Origin of the sequence: Hymenobacter segetis, assembly GCF_038448715.1 — a bacterium.
GTDB lineage: Bacteria > Bacteroidota > Bacteroidia > Cytophagales > Hymenobacteraceae > Hymenobacter > Hymenobacter segetis.
Genome location: NZ_JBCEVZ010000051.1, coordinates 1 through 22,398 on the forward strand (window position 1 = coordinate 1; position 22,398 = coordinate 22,398).

20 protein-coding genes are annotated in these 22,398 nt (G+C 61.2%); 12 read left to right on the forward strand and 8 right to left on the reverse strand.

What is annotated here, in order from left to right; genetic code table 11:
• The 6 genes from alaS to AAFH49_RS16965 form a co-directional block, all read left to right on the forward strand.
• The coding region (gene alaS / locus AAFH49_RS16940) for an alanine--tRNA ligase (protein WP_342300036.1) at positions 1-2,290 on the forward strand (2,290 nt) is incomplete at its 5' end.
• 133 nt (positions 2,291-2,423) lie between these two features.
• A complete protein-coding gene (locus AAFH49_RS16945; RefSeq protein WP_342300037.1) occupies positions 2,424-3,182 on the forward strand; it encodes a TonB family protein in 759 nt (252 codons plus the stop codon).
• 152 nt (positions 3,183-3,334) lie between these two features.
• Entirely contained in the window at positions 3,335-4,261 is a 927-nt protein-coding gene (locus AAFH49_RS16950) for an SPFH domain-containing protein (RefSeq protein WP_342300039.1), read from the forward strand.
• Positions 4,262-4,356: 95 nt separating this feature from the next.
• Positions 4,357-5,211, forward strand: a complete 855-nt coding sequence (locus tag AAFH49_RS16955) for an energy transducer TonB (RefSeq protein ID WP_342300040.1) — start codon at positions 4,357-4,359, stop codon at positions 5,209-5,211.
• 146 nt (positions 5,212-5,357) lie between these two features.
• Positions 5,358-6,812: an Asp-tRNA(Asn)/Glu-tRNA(Gln) amidotransferase subunit GatB gene (gene gatB / locus AAFH49_RS16960; protein ID WP_342300041.1), complete on the forward strand. Its 1,455-nt coding sequence runs from the start codon at positions 5,358-5,360 to the stop codon at positions 6,810-6,812.
• 235 nt (positions 6,813-7,047) lie between these two features.
• Complete coding sequence (locus tag AAFH49_RS16965; RefSeq protein WP_342300043.1) at positions 7,048-8,169, forward strand: redoxin domain-containing protein; 1,122 nt, start codon at positions 7,048-7,050, stop codon at positions 8,167-8,169.
• Between the two features lie 74 nt (positions 8,170-8,243).
• Here AAFH49_RS16965 and AAFH49_RS16970 read toward each other — a convergent pair whose 3' ends face one another.
• The 5 genes from AAFH49_RS16970 to AAFH49_RS16990 all read right to left on the reverse strand — a co-directional run bounded on the left by AAFH49_RS16970 (position 8,244) and on the right by AAFH49_RS16990 (position 13,355).
• A complete protein-coding gene (locus AAFH49_RS16970; protein WP_342300045.1) occupies positions 8,244-8,993 on the reverse strand; it encodes a hypothetical protein in 750 nt (249 codons plus the stop codon).
• Positions 8,994-9,049: 56 nt separating this feature from the next.
• Entirely contained in the window at positions 9,050-9,568 is a 519-nt protein-coding gene (locus AAFH49_RS16975; protein WP_198068335.1) for an acyl-CoA thioesterase, read from the reverse strand.
• Between the two features lie 149 nt (positions 9,569-9,717).
• Positions 9,718-11,946, reverse strand: coding sequence for a M43 family zinc metalloprotease (locus AAFH49_RS16980; protein WP_342300047.1), 2,229 nt, complete (start codon positions 11,944-11,946; stop codon positions 9,718-9,720).
• 155 nt (positions 11,947-12,101) lie between these two features.
• The gene (locus tag AAFH49_RS16985; RefSeq protein WP_342300049.1) at positions 12,102-12,320 is read right to left on the reverse strand and encodes a hypothetical protein; all 219 of its coding nucleotides are present in this window, start codon (positions 12,318-12,320) and stop codon (positions 12,102-12,104) included.
• Positions 12,321-12,692: 372 nt separating this feature from the next.
• Complete coding sequence (locus tag AAFH49_RS16990; RefSeq protein WP_342300079.1) at positions 12,693-13,355, reverse strand: protein-L-isoaspartate(D-aspartate) O-methyltransferase; 663 nt, start codon at positions 13,353-13,355, stop codon at positions 12,693-12,695.
• Positions 13,356-13,514: 159 nt separating this feature from the next.
• Here AAFH49_RS16990 and AAFH49_RS16995 point away from each other — a divergent pair, with 159 nt between their 5' ends.
• The 6 genes from AAFH49_RS16995 to AAFH49_RS17020 all read left to right on the forward strand — a co-directional run bounded on the left by AAFH49_RS16995 (position 13,515) and on the right by AAFH49_RS17020 (position 20,131).
• Entirely contained in the window at positions 13,515-14,936 is a 1,422-nt protein-coding gene (locus AAFH49_RS16995) for a sugar transferase (protein ID WP_342300051.1), read from the forward strand.
• A 248-nt stretch (positions 14,937-15,184) separates the two neighbouring features.
• A complete protein-coding gene (mnmA, locus tag AAFH49_RS17000; protein WP_342300052.1) occupies positions 15,185-16,345 on the forward strand; it encodes a tRNA 2-thiouridine(34) synthase MnmA in 1,161 nt (386 codons plus the stop codon).
• Positions 16,346-16,384: 39 nt separating this feature from the next.
• The gene (locus AAFH49_RS17005; protein ID WP_342300054.1) at positions 16,385-17,188 is read left to right on the forward strand and encodes a hypothetical protein; all 804 of its coding nucleotides are present in this window, start codon (positions 16,385-16,387) and stop codon (positions 17,186-17,188) included.
• A 44-nt stretch (positions 17,189-17,232) separates the two neighbouring features.
• Complete coding sequence (locus tag AAFH49_RS17010; RefSeq protein WP_342300056.1) at positions 17,233-18,927, forward strand: S8 family serine peptidase; 1,695 nt, start codon at positions 17,233-17,235, stop codon at positions 18,925-18,927.
• A gap of 144 nt (positions 18,928-19,071) precedes the next feature.
• A complete protein-coding gene (locus AAFH49_RS17015; RefSeq protein WP_216688795.1) occupies positions 19,072-19,395 on the forward strand; it encodes a hypothetical protein in 324 nt (107 codons plus the stop codon).
• Positions 19,396-19,540: 145 nt separating this feature from the next.
• Positions 19,541-20,131, forward strand: a complete 591-nt coding sequence (locus AAFH49_RS17020) for a riboflavin synthase (protein WP_198068342.1) — start codon at positions 19,541-19,543, stop codon at positions 20,129-20,131.
• A 104-nt stretch (positions 20,132-20,235) separates the two neighbouring features.
• Here the strand turns inward: AAFH49_RS17020 and AAFH49_RS17025 are convergent, their stop codons facing one another.
• Genes AAFH49_RS17025 through hemF form a run of 3 tightly spaced genes read right to left on the reverse strand, consistent with a single transcriptional unit; the run spans position 20,236 to position 22,351 of the window.
• Positions 20,236-20,850, reverse strand: coding sequence for a flavodoxin family protein (locus AAFH49_RS17025; protein WP_342300059.1), 615 nt, complete (start codon positions 20,848-20,850; stop codon positions 20,236-20,238).
• Positions 20,851-20,862: 12 nt separating this feature from the next.
• Positions 20,863-21,441, reverse strand: coding sequence for a phosphatase PAP2 family protein (locus AAFH49_RS17030; RefSeq protein WP_342300061.1), 579 nt, complete (start codon positions 21,439-21,441; stop codon positions 20,863-20,865).
• A complete protein-coding gene (hemF, locus tag AAFH49_RS17035) occupies positions 21,434-22,351 on the reverse strand; it encodes an oxygen-dependent coproporphyrinogen oxidase (RefSeq protein ID WP_342300063.1) in 918 nt (305 codons plus the stop codon). The genes AAFH49_RS17030 and hemF overlap by 8 nt, the downstream gene beginning before the upstream one ends.
• Positions 22,352-22,398 lie beyond the last annotated feature (47 nt).

The window sequence follows — 22,398 nt, forward strand, 5'->3', positions numbered from 1 at the left end:
TTTCGAGGGTGATAAAGCCGATGGCACCGGCCCCGACACCGAAACCCAGAACCTCTGGCGCCAATACACCACCGACGACCGCATTCTGCCCGGCAACAAGAAGGACAACTTCTGGGAGATGGGCGACACCGGTCCCTGCGGCCCCTGCACCGAAATCCACATCGACCTGCGCTCCGACGAGGAGCGCGCCGCTACCCCCGGCCGCGAGCTGGTGAACGCCGACCACCCGCAGGTGGTGGAAGTGTGGAACAACGTGTTCATGGAATTCCAGCGCCTGGCTGACAAGTCGCTTATCAAGCTGCCCGAGCAGAGCGTGGACACCGGCATGGGCTTCGAGCGCCTGATGATGGCTGTGTCGGGCGTGAAGTCGAACTACGACACCGACGTATTCCAGCCGCTCATCCAGTTCATCGCCAAGGAAGTAGGAGTGGAGTATCACGGCACCGCCCCCGCCAAGGTGACGGACCAGCCCACCACGGAGAACGAGAAAACGGACATCGCCATCCGCGTCATTGCCGACCACATCCGCACCATCGCCTTCACCATTGCCGATGGCCAGTTGCCCAGCAACGTGAAGGCCGGCTACGTCATTCGCCGCATTTTGCGCCGGGCCGTGCGCTACGCTTTCTCGTCGCTCAATCAGAAACAGCCCTTCCTGTATAAGCTGGTGCCCGTGCTGGCTGAGCAGATGCGCAATATTTTCCCCGAGCTGAAAGCCCAGACGGCTTTCGTGCAGCGCGTGATTGAGGAGGAGGAAATTGCCTTCCTGAAAACGCTGGAAACCGGCCTGCGCCGCCTCGATGCGTTGGAAGAAACCGCCCGCGCCAACGGCGGCGTGATTGATGGCAAAACGGCGTTTGAGCTGTCCGACACCTTCGGCTTCCCGCTCGACCTCACGGCCCTCATCGCCCGCGAAAAGGGCCTGACCGTGGACGAGGAAGGCTTCCAGAAGGAGTTGGCGCAGCAGAAAAACCGCAGCCGCAACGCCCAGGAAACCGAGCAGAGCGACTGGGTGACGGTGGCCGATTCGGACGAGCAGCCGGCCTTCGTGGGCTACGATTTGGACGAGGCCCCCGCGCACATCCTGCGCTACCGCAAGACCACGGCCAAGGGCAAAACCGAGTACCAGCTGGTGCTCGACCAAACCGCCTTCTATGCCGAAAGCGGCGGGCAGGTGGGCGACACCGGCTACCTGGAATCGCCGCTCTCCAAAGTGCGCGTGATTGACACGAAGAAGGAAAACGACCTCATCGTGCACACCGTGCTGGACTTGCCGCAGGACCTGACGGCCAGTTTCCTGACCATCCCGGACGCCGCCCGCCGCACCCAGATTCGGCAGAACCACTCGGCCACGCACCTGCTGCAAGCCGCCCTGCGCGAGGTGCTGGGCAGCCACGTGCAGCAGAAAGGCTCACTCGTGAACGAGAAGCTGCTGCGCTTCGACTTCTCGCACTTCACCAAAGTGACCGATGCCCAGCTGCGCGAAATTGAGCAGCTGGTGAATGCCCGCATCCGCCAGCAAATCCCGCTCGACGAGCGCCGCAACGTGCCCATTGCCGAGGCCAAAACCCTGGGCGCCATGGCCTTGTTTGGCGAAAAATACGGCGAATTCGTGCGCGTCATCACCTTCGACCGCGACTATTCGGTGGAGCTTTGCGGCGGCCTGCACGTGCCCAATACCGGCACCATCGGCTACCTCAAAATCACGGGAGAAAGCGCCGTGGGAGCCGGCGTTCGCCGCATTGAAGCCGTGACGGGTGTTGGGGCCGAAGCCTACGTCGACCAGCAGCTCGACCTGCTGAACCAGGTGCGCGAGACGCTGGGTAACCCCCAGCACCTGCTCACCAGCATCGAGAAGCAAAACGAGGAAATCATCAGCCTGCGCAAGCAGATTGAGCAGTTCGAGCAACAGAATATCAACCAGCAGAAAGACCAGCTGGTGGGCAAAGTGAAGGAGCTGAACGGCGTGAATTTCCTGGCCGCCCAAGTGCATGCCGGCAGCGCCGACGCGCTGAAAACCCTGGCCTTCAACCTGCGCCAGGCCGTGCCGAACCTGGTGCTGGTGCTGGGCGCGGAGGTAGACGGCAAGCCGCAGCTGGCCGTGATGCTGGCCGACGAAATTGCCCAGGCCGGCAAGCTTAACGCCACCACACTGGTGCGCGAGCTGGCTAAGGAAATCCAGGGCGGCGGCGGCGGACAGCCGTTCTTCGCCACGGCCGGCGGCAAGAACGTGGCCGGGCTGGCGGCGGCTATTGCCAAGGCCGAATCGGCTGTAACGGCGGCACTGTAATAGCCCCACTGATTCAAATGCCCAAAGCGGCGGCTCAAAGCAATGGAGCCGCCGCTTTGGCGTTCCTGATATTGCTGTCAGTGCTGTATTAAGGCTGATTTTCTACTTTCCCAATCTTAAATTTCTACCACCCATGACCAAGTTTTGGAGCACCCTGCCAATACTGGCCAGCCTGGCAACGGCTCCTGCCGCCGCGCAACAACCTGTGCCACCCACTCGCCACGAGCTGCTCGACTCGACGCACGCCGTAATTGCCACCGCTACCGGGGCCCGCTACCGCCGCGACATCGAATACGCCGACAGCGTGCGCGGCGTGGTACGCGAGTTTACCCTCGCCGGCCAGATGCTGCGCCAAAGCCACTATGAAAACCTGCGCACCCAGCGCCTCGACGGCCTTACGGAAGCTTGGTGGCCCAATGGACAGCTCTGCTTGCGTGAGGAGTACACGCATGGCAAGCGGCTGGGCGAACTGCGTCTTTATTACGAAAACGGCCAATTAAAGCGGCGGGCCCAGTACGGCGAAAGCGGCACGAGCACCGGCGAATGCTACGGACCAGAAGGCCAACTGCTGCCGTTTTTTGAATACGAAGTCATGCCCCGCTATTCGCGGGGCGATGGCGGCTTTATGGCCATCGTGCAGGCCATTTCCAACAATGTGAAATACCCGCGCGATGCCCTTAAAGCCAAAGCCGAAGGGCGCGTGTTCGTCAAGTTTGTGGTGACCAAGCGCGGGGAGGTGGCCGAGATAAAGATTGTGAAAGGGGTATATCCGTCCATCGACCAGGCGGCCTTGCAGGCCGTGCGCGAGTTGCGCTCCTTCACGCCGGGGCAGCAGGACGGGCAGGCGGTAGCAGTGTCGTTCACGGTGCCTATCACGTTCAGGGTGCAGTAGGGCGCTGCGCAGTTCTGCGCCAATAGATGGGCCGACGCGGATAAATTTGACGGACGGCGGCGAAAGTCCTGTAATGCCCGGCCGCATAGTGCGATACACTGGCTGCGACTATTACATTTGAACCGTCGACTCACCATTTTTTGGCTCCTGCCATGTCCACCTTTGCCCTCGCGCTGCTCATTCTCATTGGCCTCACGTTATTTCTGTGCTACGTCATTGTGCCGCAGGGCACGGTGGCGGTGGTCACGGTATTCGGTAAATACCGGCGCATCATGATGCCGGGACTGAACTTCAAGCTGCCATTCATTGAGGCGGTCTACAAGCGGATTTCCATTCAGAACCGCTCGCTGGAGCTGAATTTCCAGGCCATCACCGTCGACCAGGCCAACGTGAATTTCAAGGCCATGCTGGTCTACGCCGCCTTCGACCAGAGCGAGGAAGCCATCAAAAACGTGGCCTTCAAGTTTGTGGACGAGCAAAGCCTGATGCAGGCGCTGGTGCGCACCGTGGAGGGCAGCATCCGGGCCTTTGTGGCCACGCAGCGGCAGGCGGCCGTGCTGAGCCTGCGCGGCGAAATCGTGCTCCACGTGAAGGACCAACTCGATGCTACGCTCGAAAGCTGGGGCTACCACCTCATTGATTTGCAGCTCAACGACATTGCTTTCGACGAGGAAATTATGCGCTCGATGGCCAAAGTAGTGGCCAGCAACAACCTCAAAGCCGCCGCCGAAAACGAAGGCCAGGCCCTGCTCATCACCAAAACCAAGGCTGCCGAAGCCGAAGGCAACGCCATCAAAATCGCGGCCGAGGCCGAGAAAATCGCGGCCCAGCTGCGCGGCCAGGGCGTGGCGCTGTTCCGCGAGGAAGTGACCAAGGGCCTGGCCCACGCCGTGGAGGAAATGACCAAAAATAACCTCGACCCGGCGATGGTCTATTTCTCAATGTGGACCGAGGCCATCAAGCATTTCGCCGAACAAGGCCAGGGCAACGTCATCTTCCTCGACGGTTCGAACGAAGGCATGAACAAAAGCCTGCAGCAAATGATGGCCATGCAGCAGCTCCAGCAGCCGCTGAAGTAAGTTGGGGCCACCGTTTCGGCGGCCGGTACGTAATTTCGGGGAGTTGAGAGCGAGGGACTGTTTCCCGGGCCTTCAGCTCCCTTTTTTCTTGTCTGGTGAAAACACGGTTACTGTATCTGGGGCTTTTGCTGGCGGGGCCGTTGGCCGGCCGGGCGCAAGCGCCCCGGGCCGCTACGCCCAATCCCATCAGCAGCTATTTTACGCCCGATTTTCAGCCTTCTTCCGCCTCCGATACCACGGCGCTGTGCGCCGAAACCACGTTCCGCGACAGCCTGAGCGGTATTACGCGGGTGTATTATCCGTCGGGGAAGCTCAAGCAATACATTCCGTACCTCAACGTGGCGCGGGGCGTGCGCTACGGCTGCCTCACCACCTGGTACGAGAACGGCCAGATGTGCACCAAGGAAGACTACGTGCGCGGCGTGCGCCACGGCGACCTGCTCACCTATTACCCCGACGGTACCCTCAAGCGGCGCGAGCATTGCCAGGATGGCCGCTGCGGCGTGGGCATCTGCTACGACGCCAACGGCTCCCCCGTGCCCTATTTTGCCTACGAGCAGCTGCCGCTGTACCCCGGTGGCGAGGAGCGCCTGCTGAAGGAGCTCAACAAGGCCGTGCGCCTCAACAGCCAGGAACTGGCCGCCGCCCGCCGCGCCACCCGTCACCTGCCCGATATGGTGCAGTATGGCTGGCGGCGCGAGGTGGACGTAGAGCTGGCCGTGGCCGCCGACGGCCGCATCACCAACGCCCGCGTGGTGCAGTCCACGGCCGGTTTTTTGAATAGTGCCGTGCTGCGGGCCGTTACCAAGCTCCAGCGCCAGTTTGTGCCCGGCCGGCGCGATGGGCAGGTGATGACCAGCTTCCTCACGGTGCCGCTTTTTTATACCCTCGAAGCGCCCACCCGCCAGCCGAATTATGGCGGCTACGGCAGCCCCCGGATGCGCCGCTAAGCCCCGCCAACCATTCTAGGACTGGCCGATTCAACCACATCGAAGCCAAAAAACGGCTGCCAGCGGACCCATCATGCGGGCTGGCTTCTGCCTACCCGTTACCTTTAAGGCTAAATACCCAGTAGGACCCCGCGTTTTTTCAGAATATGGACGAAGCCACCCTTGCCAAATACCAGCCCGTTATCGGTCTGGAAGTTCACGCCCAGCTGCTCACGCACAGCAAGATGTACTCTTCCGATGAGAACGAGTACGGCGTTGCCCCCAACACCAACCTGTCGGTCATCACCCTCGGCCACCCCGGCACCTTGCCCAAGGTGAACCGCACGGCCGTGGAGTTTGCCATGAAAATGGGCCTGGCCACCAATTGCCAGATTCGGCGCGACAACCTGTTTGCCCGCAAAAACTACTTTTACCCCGACCTACCCAAGGGCTACCAGATTACCCAGGACAAAACCCCGATTTGCTACGACGGCCACCTCGAAGTGCGCGTGGGCGAGGAGCTGAAGCGCATCGGCATCACCCGCATTCACATGGAGGAAGATGCCGGCAAATCGATGCACCTGGCCGGCGAAACCGAAACCCTGGTCGACCTGAACCGCGCCGGCGTGCCGCTCATCGAAATCGTGAGCGAGCCCGACATCCGCACCGGCGACGAAGCCTACGCCTACCTCACCGAAATCAAGAAGCTGGTGGAGTACCTCGGCATCTGCGACGGTAACATGGAGGAAGGCTCGCTGCGCTGCGACGCCAACATTTCGGTGATGCTCAAGGACGCCAAGCAGTTCGGCATGAAGGTGGAAGTGAAGAACATGAACTCCTTCCGCAACGTGCAGCGCGCCATTGCCTACGAAATCGAGCGGCAGATTGCCATCATCGAAGCCGGCGAGGAAGTGGACAGCGAAACCCGTGGTTTCGACGCTGCCAGCGGCACCACCAACGGCCAGCGCAGCAAGGAAACCCTCAACGACTACCGCTACTTCCCCGAGCCGGACCTGCCGCCACTGGTGATTTCGGACGAGTGGCTGCACCGTGTGGCCGCCGAGCTGCCGGCCCTGCCGCAGCAGCTCTACTCGCGCTTCGTGGGCGAGCTGGGCCTGAACGACTACGACGCCTCCGTGCTCATCGACCAGAAGGAAGTGGCCCTGTTTTTCGACGACCTCTCGCGCCTCACGCCCAACGCCAAAGCGGCGGCCAACTGGGTAATGGGTCCCGTGAAATCGTACCTCAACGAGCGCGCCCTCACCATGGCCGATTTCCCGCTTGACGCCGCCCAGCTGGCCGGCATCATTGACCTGATTGACGCTGGCAAAATCAACTATTCAGTGGCCAGTAAGCAGTTGTTTCCGCACCTGCTGGAGCACCCCACCGCCAACGCTACCGGCGCGGCCGAAAGCCTGGGCCTGCTCACGCAAGCCGACAACGGCGAGCTGGCCGGCCTCGTGCAGCAGGTGCTCGATGCTAACCCCGCCAAAGTAGCCGAGTACCGCGCCGGCAAAAATTCCCTTACCGGCATGTTCATGGGCGAACTCATGAAGCTCACCGGCGGCAAGGCCGACCCCAAGCTGGCCAACCAGCTGCTCCGCGCCGGGCTGGACGGGTAGTTTGTCAGCTAGAATAATGACTAGAACGTCATGCTGAGCGCAGTCGAAGCATCTCTACCGAGTAATCCATTCGATGGGTTTACTATTGCGGCAGAGATGCTTCGGCTGCGCTCAGCATGACGTTCTCATTAATACCATTCCTAAATTCCGTTCGGGTTTCTGAGACCCGGAACAAACCTCTAACGGCCTCGCGTTGGCCATTTTGATTCACCAGTTCACGCACATGCCTCACCCCATGATAAAATCTGTTTTTCTGGCCGCCACCGTGCTGGGCATGGCTAATGCCTGCCAGAATGCCGCCGCCGCCGACGGCTACGAGATTTCGGGCCAGCTGAAAAATGCCCCGACCGGCACGGTGCTGCACCTTTCGGAGCTCAATTCCAACCAGTTTGTGGAGAAGGCCACGGCCAAAACCGATGCTGCCGGCAAATTCTCCCTCAAGGGTGCGGCGGTGGCCCCCGGCATCTACCAGCTCAAATTGGACGAAGCCAACCAGGTGCTGCTGCTGCTCGATAACAAAACCCACTTAGAGCTGAACGGGGATGCCCAAAAACTGCCCGCCACCTACAGCGTGAAAGGCAGCAAAGAAGCGGAAATCCTGCGCCAGCTGGCGCAGGTGATGGAAGGAAGCAAGGGCCAGCTCGAAGCCATTGGCAAGCGCTACAATGCGGCGGGCCAGGCCGGCAAAACCGAGGAGATGAAGGCCATCGAAAAGGAGTATTACGCCATTCAGGGCCGCAACACGGCCAAAATGAAGGCGCTTATCCGGCGCAATGCCACGTCCGTGGTGAGCGGGTTTGCGGCGGGTGCTTTCATCAATCCCGACGAGGAATTTCAGTTTGCTGATTCCCTGGCCGCTATTCAGCGCAAGGCTAACCCCAATTCGCCCTTCACCAAGGAGCTGACGGCCCGCCTGGAGCCCATGCGGGCCACTGTGCAGGGCGCGATGGCTCCCGAAATCAACCTGCCGCAGCCCGACGGCTCCAAGCTGGCCCTCAGCAGCCTGCGCGGCAAGTACGTGCTGATTGACTTCTGGGCGAGCTGGTGCGGCCCCTGCCGCCAGGAAAACCCCAACGTAGTGCAGGCCTACAACCAATTCAAAAACAAGGGCAAAGGCTTCACCATCTACTCCGTGTCGCTGGACCAGGAGAAGGGCAAATGGGAAAAAGCCATTGCTGCCGATGGCCTCACCTGGCACCACGTGTCGGACCTGGCTGGCTGGCAAAGCGTGGCCGGGGCCGCCTACGGCGTGAAAGCCATCCCGCAGTCGTTCCTGGTGGACCCTCAAGGGAAAATCATCGCCAAAAACCTGCGTGGCGAAGCCCTTGCCGCCAAGCTGGCCGAAGTGCTGAAATAGACTGCGCCAACAGCAATAAAAAAGCCCCGTCTGATTTCAGACGGGGCTTTTTTTGTGCCTAAAAGAAGTCGGGTTTACCCCAGAAACATGCGCTGTAAGCCGGGCCAGAGGCGCTTTTTCAGGCTCACGTCATACTCCACCAAATCGACGGTAGCCGAAGCTAGGTAGGCTAGGCCGAGGTTGGGAAACAGCACCGGCTCATAAATCTGGGTGTTGCGGATGGTGGTGTCGAGCAGGTTTTTGCCGAAGGCCACGATGCGCGTGGCGGCCAGCTCCCGGCGCAGGTTGGCCAGCGCCACGGGCAGCTCTGATTCGACATTGACCAGCAGCACGTCGGCCATCACCAGATTCAGGGCCTGGAGCATTTTGTTGAGAAACACGTTGCGGTGCACCTTCATAAACTGTTCCGACGGCAGGCGGAACAGCAGGATTACCCCCTGCACGTTGTCGCCCATCACCGTGAATGGCGTGAGCATAACCGGTGGCACGGCCGGGGCCGTTGGGGCCTCCGCAACGGGAGTCGTCGCCGCCGGGCGGGGTGCCTCGGGCGCGGGCGGCCCCGCCGCTGCCACCGGATGCAGCGCACTCGAAGTAAGCCGCTCCAAGCCCGCCGAAGGCTTGCTATAAGCCATTGGCGGCATGCTGGAGACGCGGGGCGGCGCGGCTGGCTCCGGTTTCGGGGCCGGCGGTGGTGCGGGCGCGGGCTGGACCGCAACGGGAGCCTGGGGCGCGGCGGCCGGCTCGTCGGCCGCCGGTTCGGCGGGCACGTAGAGCGTCACGTCGGTGTAGAAGTTTTGCAGAAAGGCCAGCTTTTCGGCAGACATGGCGCGGCGGATGAAGTGGGAAAAATCGGGCTGATTTACCGGGGTAATGATACCGATTATTTCAAATCGAACAAAGCCTTTAGCTCCTGGGCTTCGGCGGGCTGCATGCGGCCGGCCAGCACGAGGCGCAATTGCCGGCGGCGCAGCGCCCCTTCGTAGAGGCTGATTTCGGCTTCGGTTTCGGGCACTGCTTCAGGCACGTCGATGGGCCGGCCGCTCTGGTCCACGGCCACGAAGGTGAAGAAGGCCTCGTTGGTTTTGAGCTTGGTGCCGCTGGGAATGTCTTCGGCCCACACATCAATGTGCACTTCCATGCTGGAGCTAAAGGCCCGCGTGACTTGGGCCTGCAGCGTCACCACGTTGCCGAGGCGGATGCTGTCGCGGAACGACACGTTATCAACCGAGGCCGTGACCACGATGCGGTTGGAGTGCTTCTGGGCCGCAATGGCGGCGGCAATGTCCATGAGGTGCATCATGCGGCCCCCCATGAGGTTGTTGAGGGTGTTGGTGTCGTTGGGCAGTACCAGCTCGGTCATGATGACGAACGAGTCGGCGACGGGTTTTTGCTTGCGCATGGAGATAAAGTAAAGCGGCCTGCGGGCGGCGGAAAATATTGTTGCAAAGGTACGGCCCCAGGGCAGCGGTGGCCTGAGGTCGAAAAAAAAGCCCCGTCCGATTATCGGACGGGGCTTTTTCAATTCAGCAATGAATGCTGGACGTGAAACTATTCCACGTTGAGCTTGCTGGTGAAGGTTTCGCCATCGAGCGAGATACGCACCACGTACACACCGGCTTTGAGGGCGTGGCCGGCGCTTTGCAGCGACACGCTCTGCTGGCCGGCACCGTACATCTTAGCGGGCTGCGACACCACGTTGCGGCCCAGCATGTCGGTGAGGCTCACCTGCACGTTGGTGGCCGCCGTCAGGTTGAGGTGCACGGCCGTTTCGTTGGTCATCGGGTTGGGGTACACGCTGATGCCGCGGCTGGCGAGGGCGTCAGCTTTAGTAGCCAGCGGGCCGGCAATGCGCAGGTTGTCGAAGTAGAAGTTGTTGCCCTGCGACGTGCCGTTCACCATCTGGAAGCGCACTTTGAACAAGCCGCTGCCCTGGAACTGGGCCGGAATGGCTACCGTGGTGGTCTGCCAGTCGGTGGTGCTGGTGGGAGCAAAGTTGTCGATGGGGACGAGGCCCTGGGTGGTGAGGTCCGTCACGTTGAGCACGGCAGGAGTCGACCAGGTTACGCCGCAATCACTGCTGAAGGAAATGCGCAGCTGCTCGTTGCTGGAAATTGTGCGCAGAGCGAAAGCCCGCGAGAAGCTCAGCGTGGCCGGACGGGGCACTGAGGCCAGGTTTATGTTGGGCGTGATGAGTTGCGTGGTGGCACCCGTTGGAAGTACCCGGTCCTGAACAATCAGATAGGCGGTGCCGGCGGCGGCGGGCAGGGTGGTTTGCCGCGCCCAACGGTAGTTCGGAGCTGCAATCCCGGCGCTGGTGAAGCCCGAAGAGGTGTAATTGCGCAGCGTGGGGTCCGGGAATAGGTTCGGGAAGCTGGCATTTTCAAACGACTCCGTGTACGGGGCCGTTTCGCCGCCCGTCGGGCCTTCCACCCGAATATAGTTGGTCACCGAGACGCTGTTAGTGCCTGCGGTGTTGCTCACGGTTTCGGTGACAGGATAGAAGCCTGCTGCCGCGTACGACACCGAAACGGTAGAACCCGTAGCCGTGGCGGGCGTGCCGCCGGGGAACGACCACGAATAAGTGAGCGAGCCGCCGCCCGACGAGAAGTTGTAGGAGTAGTCCTTCAGCGTCACCGGCGTGTTGATGCACACGCTGGTGCTTGAGCCCGTGGCGGGGGCGAAGGCTATCACCGGGGCGCAACCGTTGGCAGGAGCCACATAGCCATCGTTGGTGCCCGTGGCAATCAGGTTGGCCGGGGTAGAGAGGCCGGTGCGCACGGGCGAAGTAGCCAGTACGTTACGCATGAGCTGCTTTTGGCCATCTGTGAACATTACTTCGCAGGCATAGTCCATAATATTTTGCACGTTGGCAACTTGGCCGCAGGGCGAATAGGATAGGTTGCAACTGAAAGTGCCATCGGTGGGAGGGGTGTCTGCTACGTAGTCGGTACCGCTGCAATCGCCCGTGCCGGGGGTGTTGGTTTGACCCCAAGTATGGCTCAGACCAAAGTAGTGGCCTATTTCGTGGGTACCGGTGCGGTCCGTGCCGCGTGCAGGGTTGCTAGTGCCCGTGGTGCCAAAAAAGTCGTGGCGCTCCACAAAGCCGTCGCGCGTGCTCGTAGAATTCTGGGGCAGGTTTGAGTAGCCCAAGATGGTGCCGCCACTGGGCGTGGGCGTACCAATTGTGCTAACAATCCAAATGTTGAGATAGCGCATCCGGTCCCAGATAACCAGAGACTGCACTGCACCGCTCTGGTCATCGTTCACTAGGCTGGGGGCGTAATGACGAGTAATACCCGTGGTGCAGTTGCCATTGGGGTCTTTTTTTGCAAGGCGAAACTGAAAGCCTACCGCCGCCGCCCGGGACCGGAAAAGCGATAGAATGCTGGTTGTGTCGGCATTTCGCTTCTGATAATCAATGTTAAGTTGGTCGATGGCACTATTAATCTGCCGGTCGCTGATGTTATCGACACCCCCAGAGTGGATGACGTGCACTACCACCGGAATAGTAACATCAGTAACGTATGACGTTTTGTAGTTGCCGCTGCGCTTCTGTGCGGCCGCCATGGCTTCCAATTGCTGGTAGTATGCCTTTTGGGCTTCGCGGGCACCGGGATGCTCGGCGAAGTATCGCTCCTGCTCGGCCACGGCCCCGCACCAGTTGGGGCTGCGCTCGTCGGTTTTGCTGGGGTTAAAACTTTTGTTTTGGGCGCTGGCACTCAGGCCGGTCAGGGCCAATGCCAGGGTCAGCGCCGTGGGTATTAGTTTTTTCAACATGAGGAAAAATTAGGAGAAAAATTAGGTTGATTAGAAGAGGGGGAAGAAAAAAGCGGCTGGGTCCGCAAAAAGATTTGCTCCAATGGCAGGGCTTTCAAATTTACCAAAAAAACCCTGAATAAAACCCATCCCAAGGGGGAAAAAGCAAGCTGAAATCAGGGAATCACCACTTTGCTGGCGGAACGCCCATTGGCGGTCCGTAGTTCAACCAGATAGATTCCGGCTGCCGTGCGGCGGCAGGGGCAGGGTTTGCAAGCTGGCGCGGCCAGGCCCACCGGGCGGCCCAGCAGGTCGGTCAGGTGCTGCTCGACCGGGCCGGAGGTTGCCAGCGTGAATTCCACCACTGACTCGGCCGTGAGCGGGTTGGGAAACACCCGGGCCGTCCCGCTGCCGGCAGCGGGACGGCCCCCACGGCCGCGCCCGGCTGCCGGGCAAAAGCCGCCTGCTGGTCGCTGTCGAAAGCACAACGGTAGCCGGTCTGGTGCTCGGGGTATTTCCGTACCACGCCTGCCGGCGTTTGCGCCGTGGCCACGAGGCTGCCGAGCGCAAACGCCGCACTGATAAGCCCGACCTTAAAAGGCCGTAACATTTTTATCATAAGCAGGAGGGCGGGTGGGAAAAGCCGGGGAAAAGGGGAGGGAGGAAACTATCCTGGCCAGCCTTGCATCTGGGGGGGGAAAAGGCAGCAGGAGGGGAATCGCAGGCAAATTACCCCTGAGAAAATGCGAAAAGAATGAAGCGGAATTCTACGAGCGCCAGCCCCCGGCCCCGAGCAGCGGTACGAACCGGAAGTCTTCAAATTCTTCGCGCACAAAGGCCTCGGTGCCTTCGCGGGTCACGCGCACCATGCGCTGGGTGTGGCTGCCCCCCACGGGTATTATCAGGCGGCCGCCCACGCGCAGCTGGCGCAGCAGGGCGGGGGGCAGCCCCGGCGCGCCGGCCGTAACAAGGATGGCATCGAACGGGGCGCGGTCGGGCAGGCCCACCGAGCCGTCGCCGCAATACAGCCCGGCCCCACCGGCCCCCAGCGTGGCCAGCAGCTGCCGGGTGCGGGCAAACAGCACCTCGTTGAACTCGATGCTGTCGACGTGGGGCGTGAGCTGGAGCAGTACGGCGCACTGGTAGCCCGAGCCGGTGCCCACCTCCAGCACCCGGTCAGTGGGTTTCAGGTCGAGCAGCTGGGTCTGGTAGGCCACGGTGTAGGGCTGCGAAATCGTCTGGCCCTCGCCGATGGGAAAGGCTTTGTCCTGGTAAGCGTGGGCCTCGAAGGCGGGCGCAAAAAAGAGGTGGCGCGGCACGGTGGCGATGGCCTGCAACACCCGCTCGTCGTGAATGCCGCGCCGCCGCAACTCGCGGGCCAGCGCCCGCCGTTGTCCCTGATGGCGATAAGTATCGTGAAGCGGTGAGATGATAAAGGGCTTAATTAAAATGAATAAAAGCCGGGTGCGGACCGATGGAGGCCCATTGGCCGGCCCAAAAAGAAGCCGCCGGACAACTACCCGCTGTCCCTACCTTTGCCGGGAGCGGTACGTCCCACAGACCGCGAAAATACTACCCCGCCCACCGTTTTGCAGTTAATTCGTCGCTTTCAATATATCAAGCTGGTGGCCGCCGATTTCGGCGCGGCGCTGGTTGCCTGGATGTGCTTTTACCTCGTGCGCAAATATTTGCTCAACGAGCTGACCGGCTATCACTTCACCGAAGGCGTGCTGTTCGACCTCACCGGGTCGGCCGTATTCATCGCCATATTCTGGACGGTGCTCTACGCGCTGGTGGGCGAGTACCGCGACATCTACCGCAAGTCGCGCCTCGGCGAAATCCTGCGGCTGGCGCGCGTGGCCATGCTGGGCGCGGTGGTCATCTTCTTCACCCTGCTGCTTGATGACCAGGGTGTGGTGAACTACCGGGCTTACTATAAGACGTTTACCGCGTACTATCTGCTGCATTTCTTCATCACGGCCGTGCTGCGCACCGTGGCCGTGAGCAGCGTGCAGCGCCAGATTCGCAAGCAGCGGATTTTCTTTCCCACGCTGCTTGTGGGCTCCAATACACTGGCGTTGAATACCTTTCATGAGCTGTCGCGCACCAGCCGGCACCTGGGCCTGCGCATGGTGGGGTTCGCGCCCGTGGGCGATACCATCGACCCGGCGCTGGCCGCCGAGCTGCCCGCGCGCGGCTCCTACCAGCGCCTGCCGGCCCTGGTGCGGGCCCTTAAAATTGAGCAGGTGGTTATCGCCATTGAGCCCAGCGAGCACCTGCTCATCCAGGACATTCTGGCCCTGCTGGAAGGCACTCCGGCCCGCGTGAGCATCCTGCCCGACCTGTATCAGATGCTGCTGGGTTCGGTGAAAGTCAACCACTTATTCGGGACGCCGCTCATCGAAATCAAGCAGGACCTGCTGCCCGTGTGGCAGGTGATGCTTAAGCGGATTATCGACGTGGTGGGCTCGGCGCTGTTCCTGCTGCTGGCCAGCTGGGTCTACGCCTTCACGGCCGTGATGGTGAAATTGTCGTCGCCCGGCCCGGTGTTTTACCGGCAGGAGCGCATCGGGCGCGACGGCCACCCGTTCCGAATCATCAAGTTTCGGTCAATGTTCACCGACGCCGAGAAAATGGGCCCGGCCCTGAGCTCCGACCACGACCCGCGCATCACCAAGTGGGGCCGCTTTATGCGCAAGGTGCGGCTCGATGAGCTGCCCCAGTTCTGGAACGTGCTGAAAGGCGACATGAGCATTGTGGGCCCGCGCCCGGAGCGCCAGTTTTTCATCGACCAGATTGTGAAAATCGCGCCCCACTACCGCCACCTGCACCGCGTGCGGCCGGGCCTCACCTCGCTGGGCCAGGTGAAATACGGCTATGCCGAAACCGTAGCCCAGATGGTGGAACGGCTCAAATTCGACATTCTCTACATTGAGAACATGAGTCTGGCTATGGACTTTCGGGTGCTACTTTATACGTTGAAGATTATTGTGGAAGGGCGGGGGAAGTAAGTGCCGCCTGTAATTGCGAGGAGGCACGACATTCCGCGCATGAAGCGGCGTCAATCCGTCCTGTGCAATTTGCTAAGCTCTGAGATGTGAAAAGCCCCGGTACTATCCAGTGTCGGGGCTTTTTGGTAGAAGAATGGGACTGGTTTTGACAGCACGGATTGCTCAGTCGTGCCTCCTCGCAATGACAGACGCTACCTTTGCGGTTGCCAGCCGGAACCATTCAAGCTCCGGGTGAATTGCAACCCACTATGAATACCGAAGTAAAAGGAAGAGTCCTCGTCGCCATGAGCGGCGGAATTGATAGCAGTGTAGCCGCCGTGCTCCTGCACGAACAAGGCTACGAAGTGGTCGGGATGACCATGAAAACCTGGGACTACGCCAGCGCCGGCGGCTCCAAAAAGGAAACCGGTTGCTGCTCGCTCGACAGCATCAACGATGCCCGCGACATTGCCGTGCAGCTCGGCTTCCCGCACTATATCATTGATATCCGCGACGAGTTTGGCGACTTCGTGATTGATAATTTCACCGACGAATACCTCGCCGGCCGCACGCCCAACCCCTGCGTGCTCTGCAATACGCACATCAAGTGGGATGCCCTGCTGCGCCGCGCCGACCAGCTTGGCTGCCAGTACATTGCCACGGGTCACTACGCCAACATTCGCAAGGATGAAGAAACCGGACGCTTCGTGGTGAGCAAAGGCCTCGACGAAAACAAGGACCAAAGCTATGCCCTCTGGGGCGTGAGCCAGGAGAGCCTGAGCCGCACGCTGTTCCCGCTGGGCGGCATGCGCAAAACCGAGATTTATGACGAAGCCCGCCGGCGCGGCTTCACCGAGCTGGTGAACAAGCCCGAAAGCTACGAAATCTGCTTTATCCCTGATAATGACTACCGGGGATTCCTACGCCGCCGCGTGCCGGGCCTGGAGGCGCGCGTGGCCGGCGGCAATTTCGTGACCAAAAACGGCCGTGTCATCGGCAAGCACGAGGGCTATCCGTTCTACACCATCGGGCAGCGCAAAGGGCTGGGCGTGGCCTTAGGCTATCCCGCGTTCGTCCTCGAAATTCGCCCCGATACCAATGAAGTGGTGCTCGGCAACTACGAAGAGCTGGCCAGCACGGCCACCGTGGTGGGCAAGCTGAACATGGGCAAACTGGCCAATCTGGCTGGCCGTGGCTTGGTGCCGGCCGTGGTGAAAGTGCGCTACAACCACGACGGCTCGCCCGCGTTTCTGGAAGAAGTGGACGGCAAAATCCGCGTGTATTTCGAAGAGCCCGTGCACGCCATCACGCCCGGCCAAGCCGCCGTATTCTACGACGGCAACGACGTGCTGGGCGGCGGCTGGATTGAGCGCCACGTAATTGGCGAATTTCCCTTACCTTTTGCCGCTACAGCCACGGCTGAGCAATAATTCCTTTCCAAATAACCCGCTGCGCTACTCATGCAACGAATGAATTTTTCCTGGAATCTGCCGGCGACTACCCGCCGAATTAGCTTGGCCCTGGCAGCGGGTGCGCTGGCAATTGGCTTTGCTGGCTGCAAAGAAAACACGGTGGAAATCCTGCCCGATGCGGGCCTGAGCTACTACCCGGTGGCCGTGGGCAACTACTGGATTTATGCCGTGGCGGATTCCTCTTGGAGCCGGGCCAACGGCCAGGGCAGCCAGGTAACGCCCAGCGTACTCACGGCCACCTCTTTTCAGTTCCGGGAAGCCATCACCAGCTCATTCGCTGATGCGGCTGGTAAAACTGCTTACCGACTGGTGCGCTCGAAGCGACTGACGCCTGCGGACCCCTGGGTCGACGACAGCATCTTTACCTTGAGCCCCACGGCGCAATCGGTTATTCTCAACCGCAATAACCTGCGCACGTTGGAGTTGATTTTCCCGGTGCGCGAAGGCCGCCTGTGGAATTTCAACGCTTACAGCAATAACTCCGAAGACACGGTGACGGCCGAAACCCGCCGCTACCGCCGCGTGGGGGAGCCCTTTAGCACCACCGCCGGCGGCATCACCAAAGCCTACCCGGCCACCGTGACCACCACCAACGAAGGCACGGCGCAGGAGGATGACGCTTATTATGTGAAAACCTACCAGCAGGTATTTGCGAAGGGGGTAGGGCCGGTATTGCGGCGCCAGCGGCGCTTTACCAACTTTTACTATGTCAACTCTTCAGGTAGTGTGGTCTTCGTGCCTAAGTCGTACACTTTTGGCTATTCGCGCCGCGAAACGCTGATTGAATCCAAAGTGAATTAAGCCACTAGCTACTGAGTTTCCCCCCTCGCTGTTTCCCGCAACATATGGTGCCTTCTACGTTCAAATGGGTGAGCCTGGCCCTGGTGGCTGGCGCGCTGAATGCCCTGGCGGTCGCCCCGGCCTCGGCGCAGGGCACCGTGCGCCGGCATCTGGTGTATTTTCAGGATAAGGCCGGCACGCCGTTTTCGGTGGCGCAGCCGCAGGCATTTCTGTCGGCCCGGGCGCTGGCCCGGCGCAGCCGGCAGGGCATTGCCGTGCTCCCGCGCGACCTGCCCGTGAACCCCACCTACGTGGCCCAGATTCGGGCCGTGAGCGGCGGGCCGCAGGTACTCTACACGTCCCGTTGGTTCAATGCGGCCGTGGTTTCCTGCGATTCCCTCACGCTGGGCCGCATCATGGCCCTGCCCAAGGTGAGCCGCGCCAGCACCCTCAACCGGAGCGCCCGCGTGCCGAAGCCCTTTACCGCGCCCACGCAACTGCCTGAGCCCGCTGCCCGGACCACGGCCACGCGCGCCCAATACGGCCCGGCCTACCGCCAGGACCAGCAGATTGGGGCCCTGGCCATGCACGATGCCGGCTTCCGGGGCGAGGGCATGCAAATTGCCGTTTTCGACGCCGGCTTTCCCGGGGCCGACCAGATTGCGGCCTTGCAGCCGCTGTTTCTGGAGCAGCGCCTGGCCAGCACCCGCAACTTTGTGGATGGCGGCACCAGCGTGTACGGCCGCAGCGACCACGGCACCAACTGCCTGTCGACGATGGCGGCCAACCAGCCGGGGTTCTTCATCGGCACCGCGCCCAAGGCCACGTTCCACCTGTGCATCACAGAAGATGTGTATTCGGAACATCCCATTGAGGAAGCCAACTGGCTGGCGGCCGCCGAATATGCTGATTCGGTGGGCGTTGATGTCATCAGCTCCTCCCTGGGCTATACTGATTTCGATGTACCGTCCGTGTCCTACATCTACGCGGATATGACCGGTCGCAATGCCATCAGCTCGCGGGCCGCGACTATGGCCGCCCGCGTGGGCATGCTGGTAGTCAGCGCGGCCGGCAACGAGGGCAACCATGCCTGGCACTACATTTCGGCCCCCGCCGATGCCGACTCCATCATGACCGTCGGGGCCGTGGATTCGCTGGGCAACCACGCTTTTTTCAGCTCCTACGGCCCCACGGCCGATGGTCGCATCAAGCCCACGCTGTCGGCTATGGGCCAGGCCACGGCGGTGATTTCGCCCAATGGCGGTGCTTTTCGGGGCAACGGTACCTCGTTTGCCTGTCCCGTGCTCGCGGGCATGGCGGCCGGCTTCTGGCAGGCCAACCCCACGCTCACGGCCCAGCAGGTGATTGTGGCCCTGCGCAGCACCGCCACCCAGGCCGCCACTCCCGACAATACGCTGGGGTATGGCATCCCGAATTTCGTGACGGCCTACAACGCTCTGCACCCCAGCGCCCCGCTGGCCACCGTTTCGCCGGCGGCTAATGCTGCGGGTGCCCTGAGCATCTACCCCAACCCGACCGGCAATGGCCCGCTCACGCTGGTGCTCCCGGCCGCCTTGCGCGGCCAGCCGCTACGGGTGCGGGTGCTGGATGTCCGGGGCGCGGTGGTGGCGCAGCGGCAGCTGCCGGCTGCCGGTGGCGAAGAGGTTCCGCTCCGCCTCGGGCCGCTGGCCAAAGGCAATTATATCTGCGAGGTAAGCGCTGGCAGCACCTTGCGAACGGTAAAATTTGTGCAGCAATAAGCAGGTTCTCAGCTACTAAAAAAAGGTGCTTTGCGGCACCTTTTTTTGTTCGATTGTTCCGGGGTATCGGCTTGTTTTTGAGGTCGATAATTCGTAATTTTAAAGCATTAATTAACCTTCTTTTACTGCAGTAGAATGTTGCAAATGATGACGACTAAGCGCATCGGGCGCCGCCAGTTTCACTTTACCGTGCAAGGCAATAACTTTCACGAAACGGTGGCCGAATACGAGCGTTTGAGTTTTGCCGATGTGGCCGCCTGTGGCATCTGCGGGTCCGACAATCTGGACCTGACCAGCCGCGTGGCCCAGGGCAAGTTTAAGTACACTTCGGTGCGCTGCCTGGAGTGCCGGGCCGACGTGACCTTCGGCAAGCGGGAAGATGACGACCAGACCGTGTTCCTGCGCAAGAAAACCGGCGGCCTGCCCGGCGAGCTCGACTGGCGGCCCTTCGAGAAAGGCGACAAATAACCTCCGCGCCGACTTTGCGGTTTATAACTCCATCAACGGCACTCTGGCAGCAGGGTGCCGTTCTTTGTGTTCAGGAAACGGTAGAACTGCTATTCGGTTTGCCAGACTCCGCGAAATCTGACCAATCCGCTTAAATCCGCGATTCATGTTTACTGGAATTATTGAAGCCCTGGGCACCATCGTAGCCGTTGAAGACCAAGGCAGCAACCGTCATTTTACCGTGGCTTCGCCCTTTGCCGCCGAACTGAAAATCGACCAAAGCGTGGCCCACGACGGTGTGTGCCTGACCGTGGTGGCCGTGGATGCGGCGGCCGGCACGCACGTAGTCACGGCCATTGATGAAACCATGCGCGTGACCAACCTGAGCCAGTGGCAGCCCGGCCGCCACGTCAACCTAGAGCGCTGCCTGGCCGCCAACGGCCGTTTCGACGGCCACATCGTGCAGGGCCACGTCGATGCTACGGCCACCTGCCTGAGCGTGACCGACCAGGACGGCTCCTGGCTATTCCGCTTCGGGCACGAGGCCGGCCCCGGCCGCCTCACCGTGGAAAAAGGCTCAATCTGCGTGAATGGAACTAGTTTGACCTGTTTCGAGAGCACCGATACGGGCTTCACGGTGGCCATTATTCCTTACACCTATGAGCATACCAGCTTTCAGCAGTTGAAAGCCGGCGAAACGGTGAACCTGGAGTTCGACATCGTGGGCAAATACGTGGCGAAGCTGCTGGGCCGGTAGGCTGGCTGCCTAGTTAGGGCGTTGTCATTCCGACGAAGGAGGAATCTGGTTAAGACTGTCAAATTACAGTTTTCAGATTCCTTCTTCGTCGGAATGACAACGCCCTATTTGAATATTCTACTAGCTTCTTCACCGCTGGAGATTTCAGCTGCCGGAACTGTTTCTTCGGAAACGGCGAAAAAAGACCTGGCTCGGAGCAGCGCCGGGGCATCAAGCTGAATGTCATTGGGGCGCGAGCCCGTGCCGAAGAGGATGCCGCCCCAGCGCATTTGCAGGTAATTGGCCGTTAGGGTCAGGGAATCTTCCAAAGGCTGGGCTTCGGTGCGCTCGCCGCTGCTCACGGTAATGGCCCAGAGGGTTTTGCCCTGCATTCGCTCGCGGAAGTTCAGACTTGGGGTGCGCAGCCAGGCGCTCCAATGGTCGAGGTAGAGCTTGGCCGGAGCCGGCAGGCTGTACCAGTAGAGTGGGGCCACCAGCACCAAATCGGTGGCGTTTAGGGTGGCTTCGAGCAGGTGCTGGGCGTTGCCGATGGGCGGCTGAAAGGGGCCGCTGTGCCGCACATCGACAAAATCGGGCAACGGGAAATCAAGCAGGTGCATCCACTGCTGCTCGGTACCCGGGGGCAGCGGGTGGGCGGCGCAGTAGGCCAGTTGTTCGCTGTTGCCCAAGCGGCGGGTGCTGCACAGCAGGAAAAGGAAGTGCCGTTTTAACTGGCTCATAGTAGAAGGAAGCTACGCCTGGGCGGGCCACCAGCGCGGAGCCCAGCGCCGGAAAGCCACCGCTGCCAGCCACCCCATGATGGCTCCCACAGCGGCCCCGCCCAGTACGTCGGTGGGGTAGTGAGCGCCAAGATACATGCGGCTGTAGGATAACAACGCAAACCAGGCAAATACCCCGATTTTGAGGCCGCGAAAACGCCCGGGAGGTAGAATTATTGCCAAAAAAACGGCCAGCGCCATGGAATTAGCGGCGTGTGATGACAGGAAGCCGAACTGCCCGCCGCAGCCATCGGGCAAGTGCAGCAGGTGGTCCAGCGAGGCATCGTGGCAGGGGCGGGGCCTCCCGAAAAACGGTTTGAACAGCCGGCTGGTAATGCTATCGGCCAAGCCCACGGCGGCAATAACCAGCGGCAGCAGCAGCGCCGCGCGCCAGCGGAAATGGTATATCAGCCAGCCGATGAGCACGGCGTAGACCGGAAACCAAACCAGGCGGTTCGAGGCAAAAACCATCACCGCATCCAGCAGCGGGCTGTGGGCGTGGTTGATGGCTAGCAGTAATTGCCGGTCAAGCTGTTTGATGGCCTCAAGCATCGGCCAGCCAATCTACGCCCTTGCGGAGCCAGGCCAGGGTGCTGGCCTCCGGGGTGCCGGGGGCGGGCGGGGCGGGGTTGTAGGCCCAGCCGGTGCGCGGGGGCAGGCTCATGAGAATGGACTCGGTGCGGCCGCCGGTTTCGAGGCCGAAGCGGGTGCCGCGGTCGAAGGCCAAGTTGAACTCGGCGTAGCGGGCGCGGCGCTGGCTTTGCCAGGCTTCTTCGCGCTCGGTGAAGGGCAGGGCGTGGTTTTCGGCCATGAGCTGGGTGTAAAACGGGCCGAACAGCTCGGCCACGTCGCGCATGAAGGCGAATAATTCTTCGGCGGTGCCGTCCTTGCCCACAGTCAGTCTATCGTAGAAAATGCCGCCCACGCCGCGCGTTTCCAGGCGGTGCGGGAGGTAGAAATAGTCATCGGCCCAGCGCGTGAACTTGGGGTAGTAGGCCGGATTGTGGCGGTCGCACACGGCTTTCAGCTGCGCGTGGAAGCGGCGGGCCTGGGGCTCGTCCACGTAAATCGGGGTCAAATCGATGCCGCCGCCGAACCAGGCTTCGCCGTTGCCGGCCTCGAAATACCGCACGTTCATGTGGATGATGGGCACGCGCGGGCTGCGCGGATGCAGCACCACACTCACGCCGGTGGCGTAGAAATGAGGGTCGGGCATGTGCAGCTGGCGGGCGGCGGCCTCGCTCATGGAGCCCCACACGGCCGAAAAACCAACCCCACCTTTTTCGAGGATAGCGCCGTGTTCCAGCACTTTGGAACGGCCGCCCCCGCCGCCTTCGCGCTGCCAGGCATCGGTGAGGAAGGCAGTGGGGCCGCCGTCGGCGGCTTCGAGCTGCTGGCAGAGGCGAAGCTGAAAATCAGCCAGCCAGGCTTCAATTTCGGGACGGATGGTGGGAGAGGACATGCGGGGAGTTGGCAGTTGACGGTGAGTAGTTGATGGTGAACCGGGAG

Bases quoted from the DNA above. Each gene is read 5' to 3' on its own strand.
- AAFH49_RS17025 (WP_342300059.1), bottom strand. From the start codon at position 20,850: ATGAGCCAGTTAAAACGGCACTTCCTTTTCCTGCTGTGCAGCACCCGC.
- AAFH49_RS17010 (WP_342300056.1), top strand. From the start codon at position 17,233: ATGGTGCCTTCTACGTTCAAATGGGTGAGCCTGGCCCTGGTGGCTGGC.
- AAFH49_RS17015 (WP_216688795.1), top strand. From the start codon at position 19,072: ATGATGACGACTAAGCGCATCGGGCGCCGCCAGTTTCACTTTACCGTG.
- AAFH49_RS16980 (WP_342300047.1), bottom strand. From the start codon at position 11,946: ATGTTGAAAAAACTAATACCCACGGCGCTGACCCTGGCATTGGCCCTG.
- AAFH49_RS16950 (WP_342300039.1), top strand. From the start codon at position 3,335: ATGTCCACCTTTGCCCTCGCGCTGCTCATTCTCATTGGCCTCACGTTA.
- AAFH49_RS16965 (WP_342300043.1), top strand. From the start codon at position 7,048: ATGATAAAATCTGTTTTTCTGGCCGCCACCGTGCTGGGCATGGCTAAT.
- mnmA (WP_342300052.1), top strand. From the start codon at position 15,185: ATGAATACCGAAGTAAAAGGAAGAGTCCTCGTCGCCATGAGCGGCGGA.
- AAFH49_RS16970 (WP_342300045.1), bottom strand. From the start codon at position 8,993: ATGTCTGCCGAAAAGCTGGCCTTTCTGCAAAACTTCTACACCGACGTG.
- gatB (WP_342300041.1), top strand. From the start codon at position 5,358: ATGGACGAAGCCACCCTTGCCAAATACCAGCCCGTTATCGGTCTGGAA.
- AAFH49_RS17005 (WP_342300054.1), top strand. From the start codon at position 16,385: ATGAATTTTTCCTGGAATCTGCCGGCGACTACCCGCCGAATTAGCTTG.
- AAFH49_RS16975 (WP_198068335.1), bottom strand. From the start codon at position 9,568: ATGCGCAAGCAAAAACCCGTCGCCGACTCGTTCGTCATCATGACCGAG.
- hemF (WP_342300063.1), bottom strand. From the start codon at position 22,351: ATGTCCTCTCCCACCATCCGTCCCGAAATTGAAGCCTGGCTGGCTGAT.
- AAFH49_RS17020 (WP_198068342.1), top strand. From the start codon at position 19,541: ATGTTTACTGGAATTATTGAAGCCCTGGGCACCATCGTAGCCGTTGAA.
- AAFH49_RS17030 (WP_342300061.1), bottom strand. From the start codon at position 21,441: ATGCTTGAGGCCATCAAACAGCTTGACCGGCAATTACTGCTAGCCATC.
- AAFH49_RS16945 (WP_342300037.1), top strand. From the start codon at position 2,424: ATGACCAAGTTTTGGAGCACCCTGCCAATACTGGCCAGCCTGGCAACG.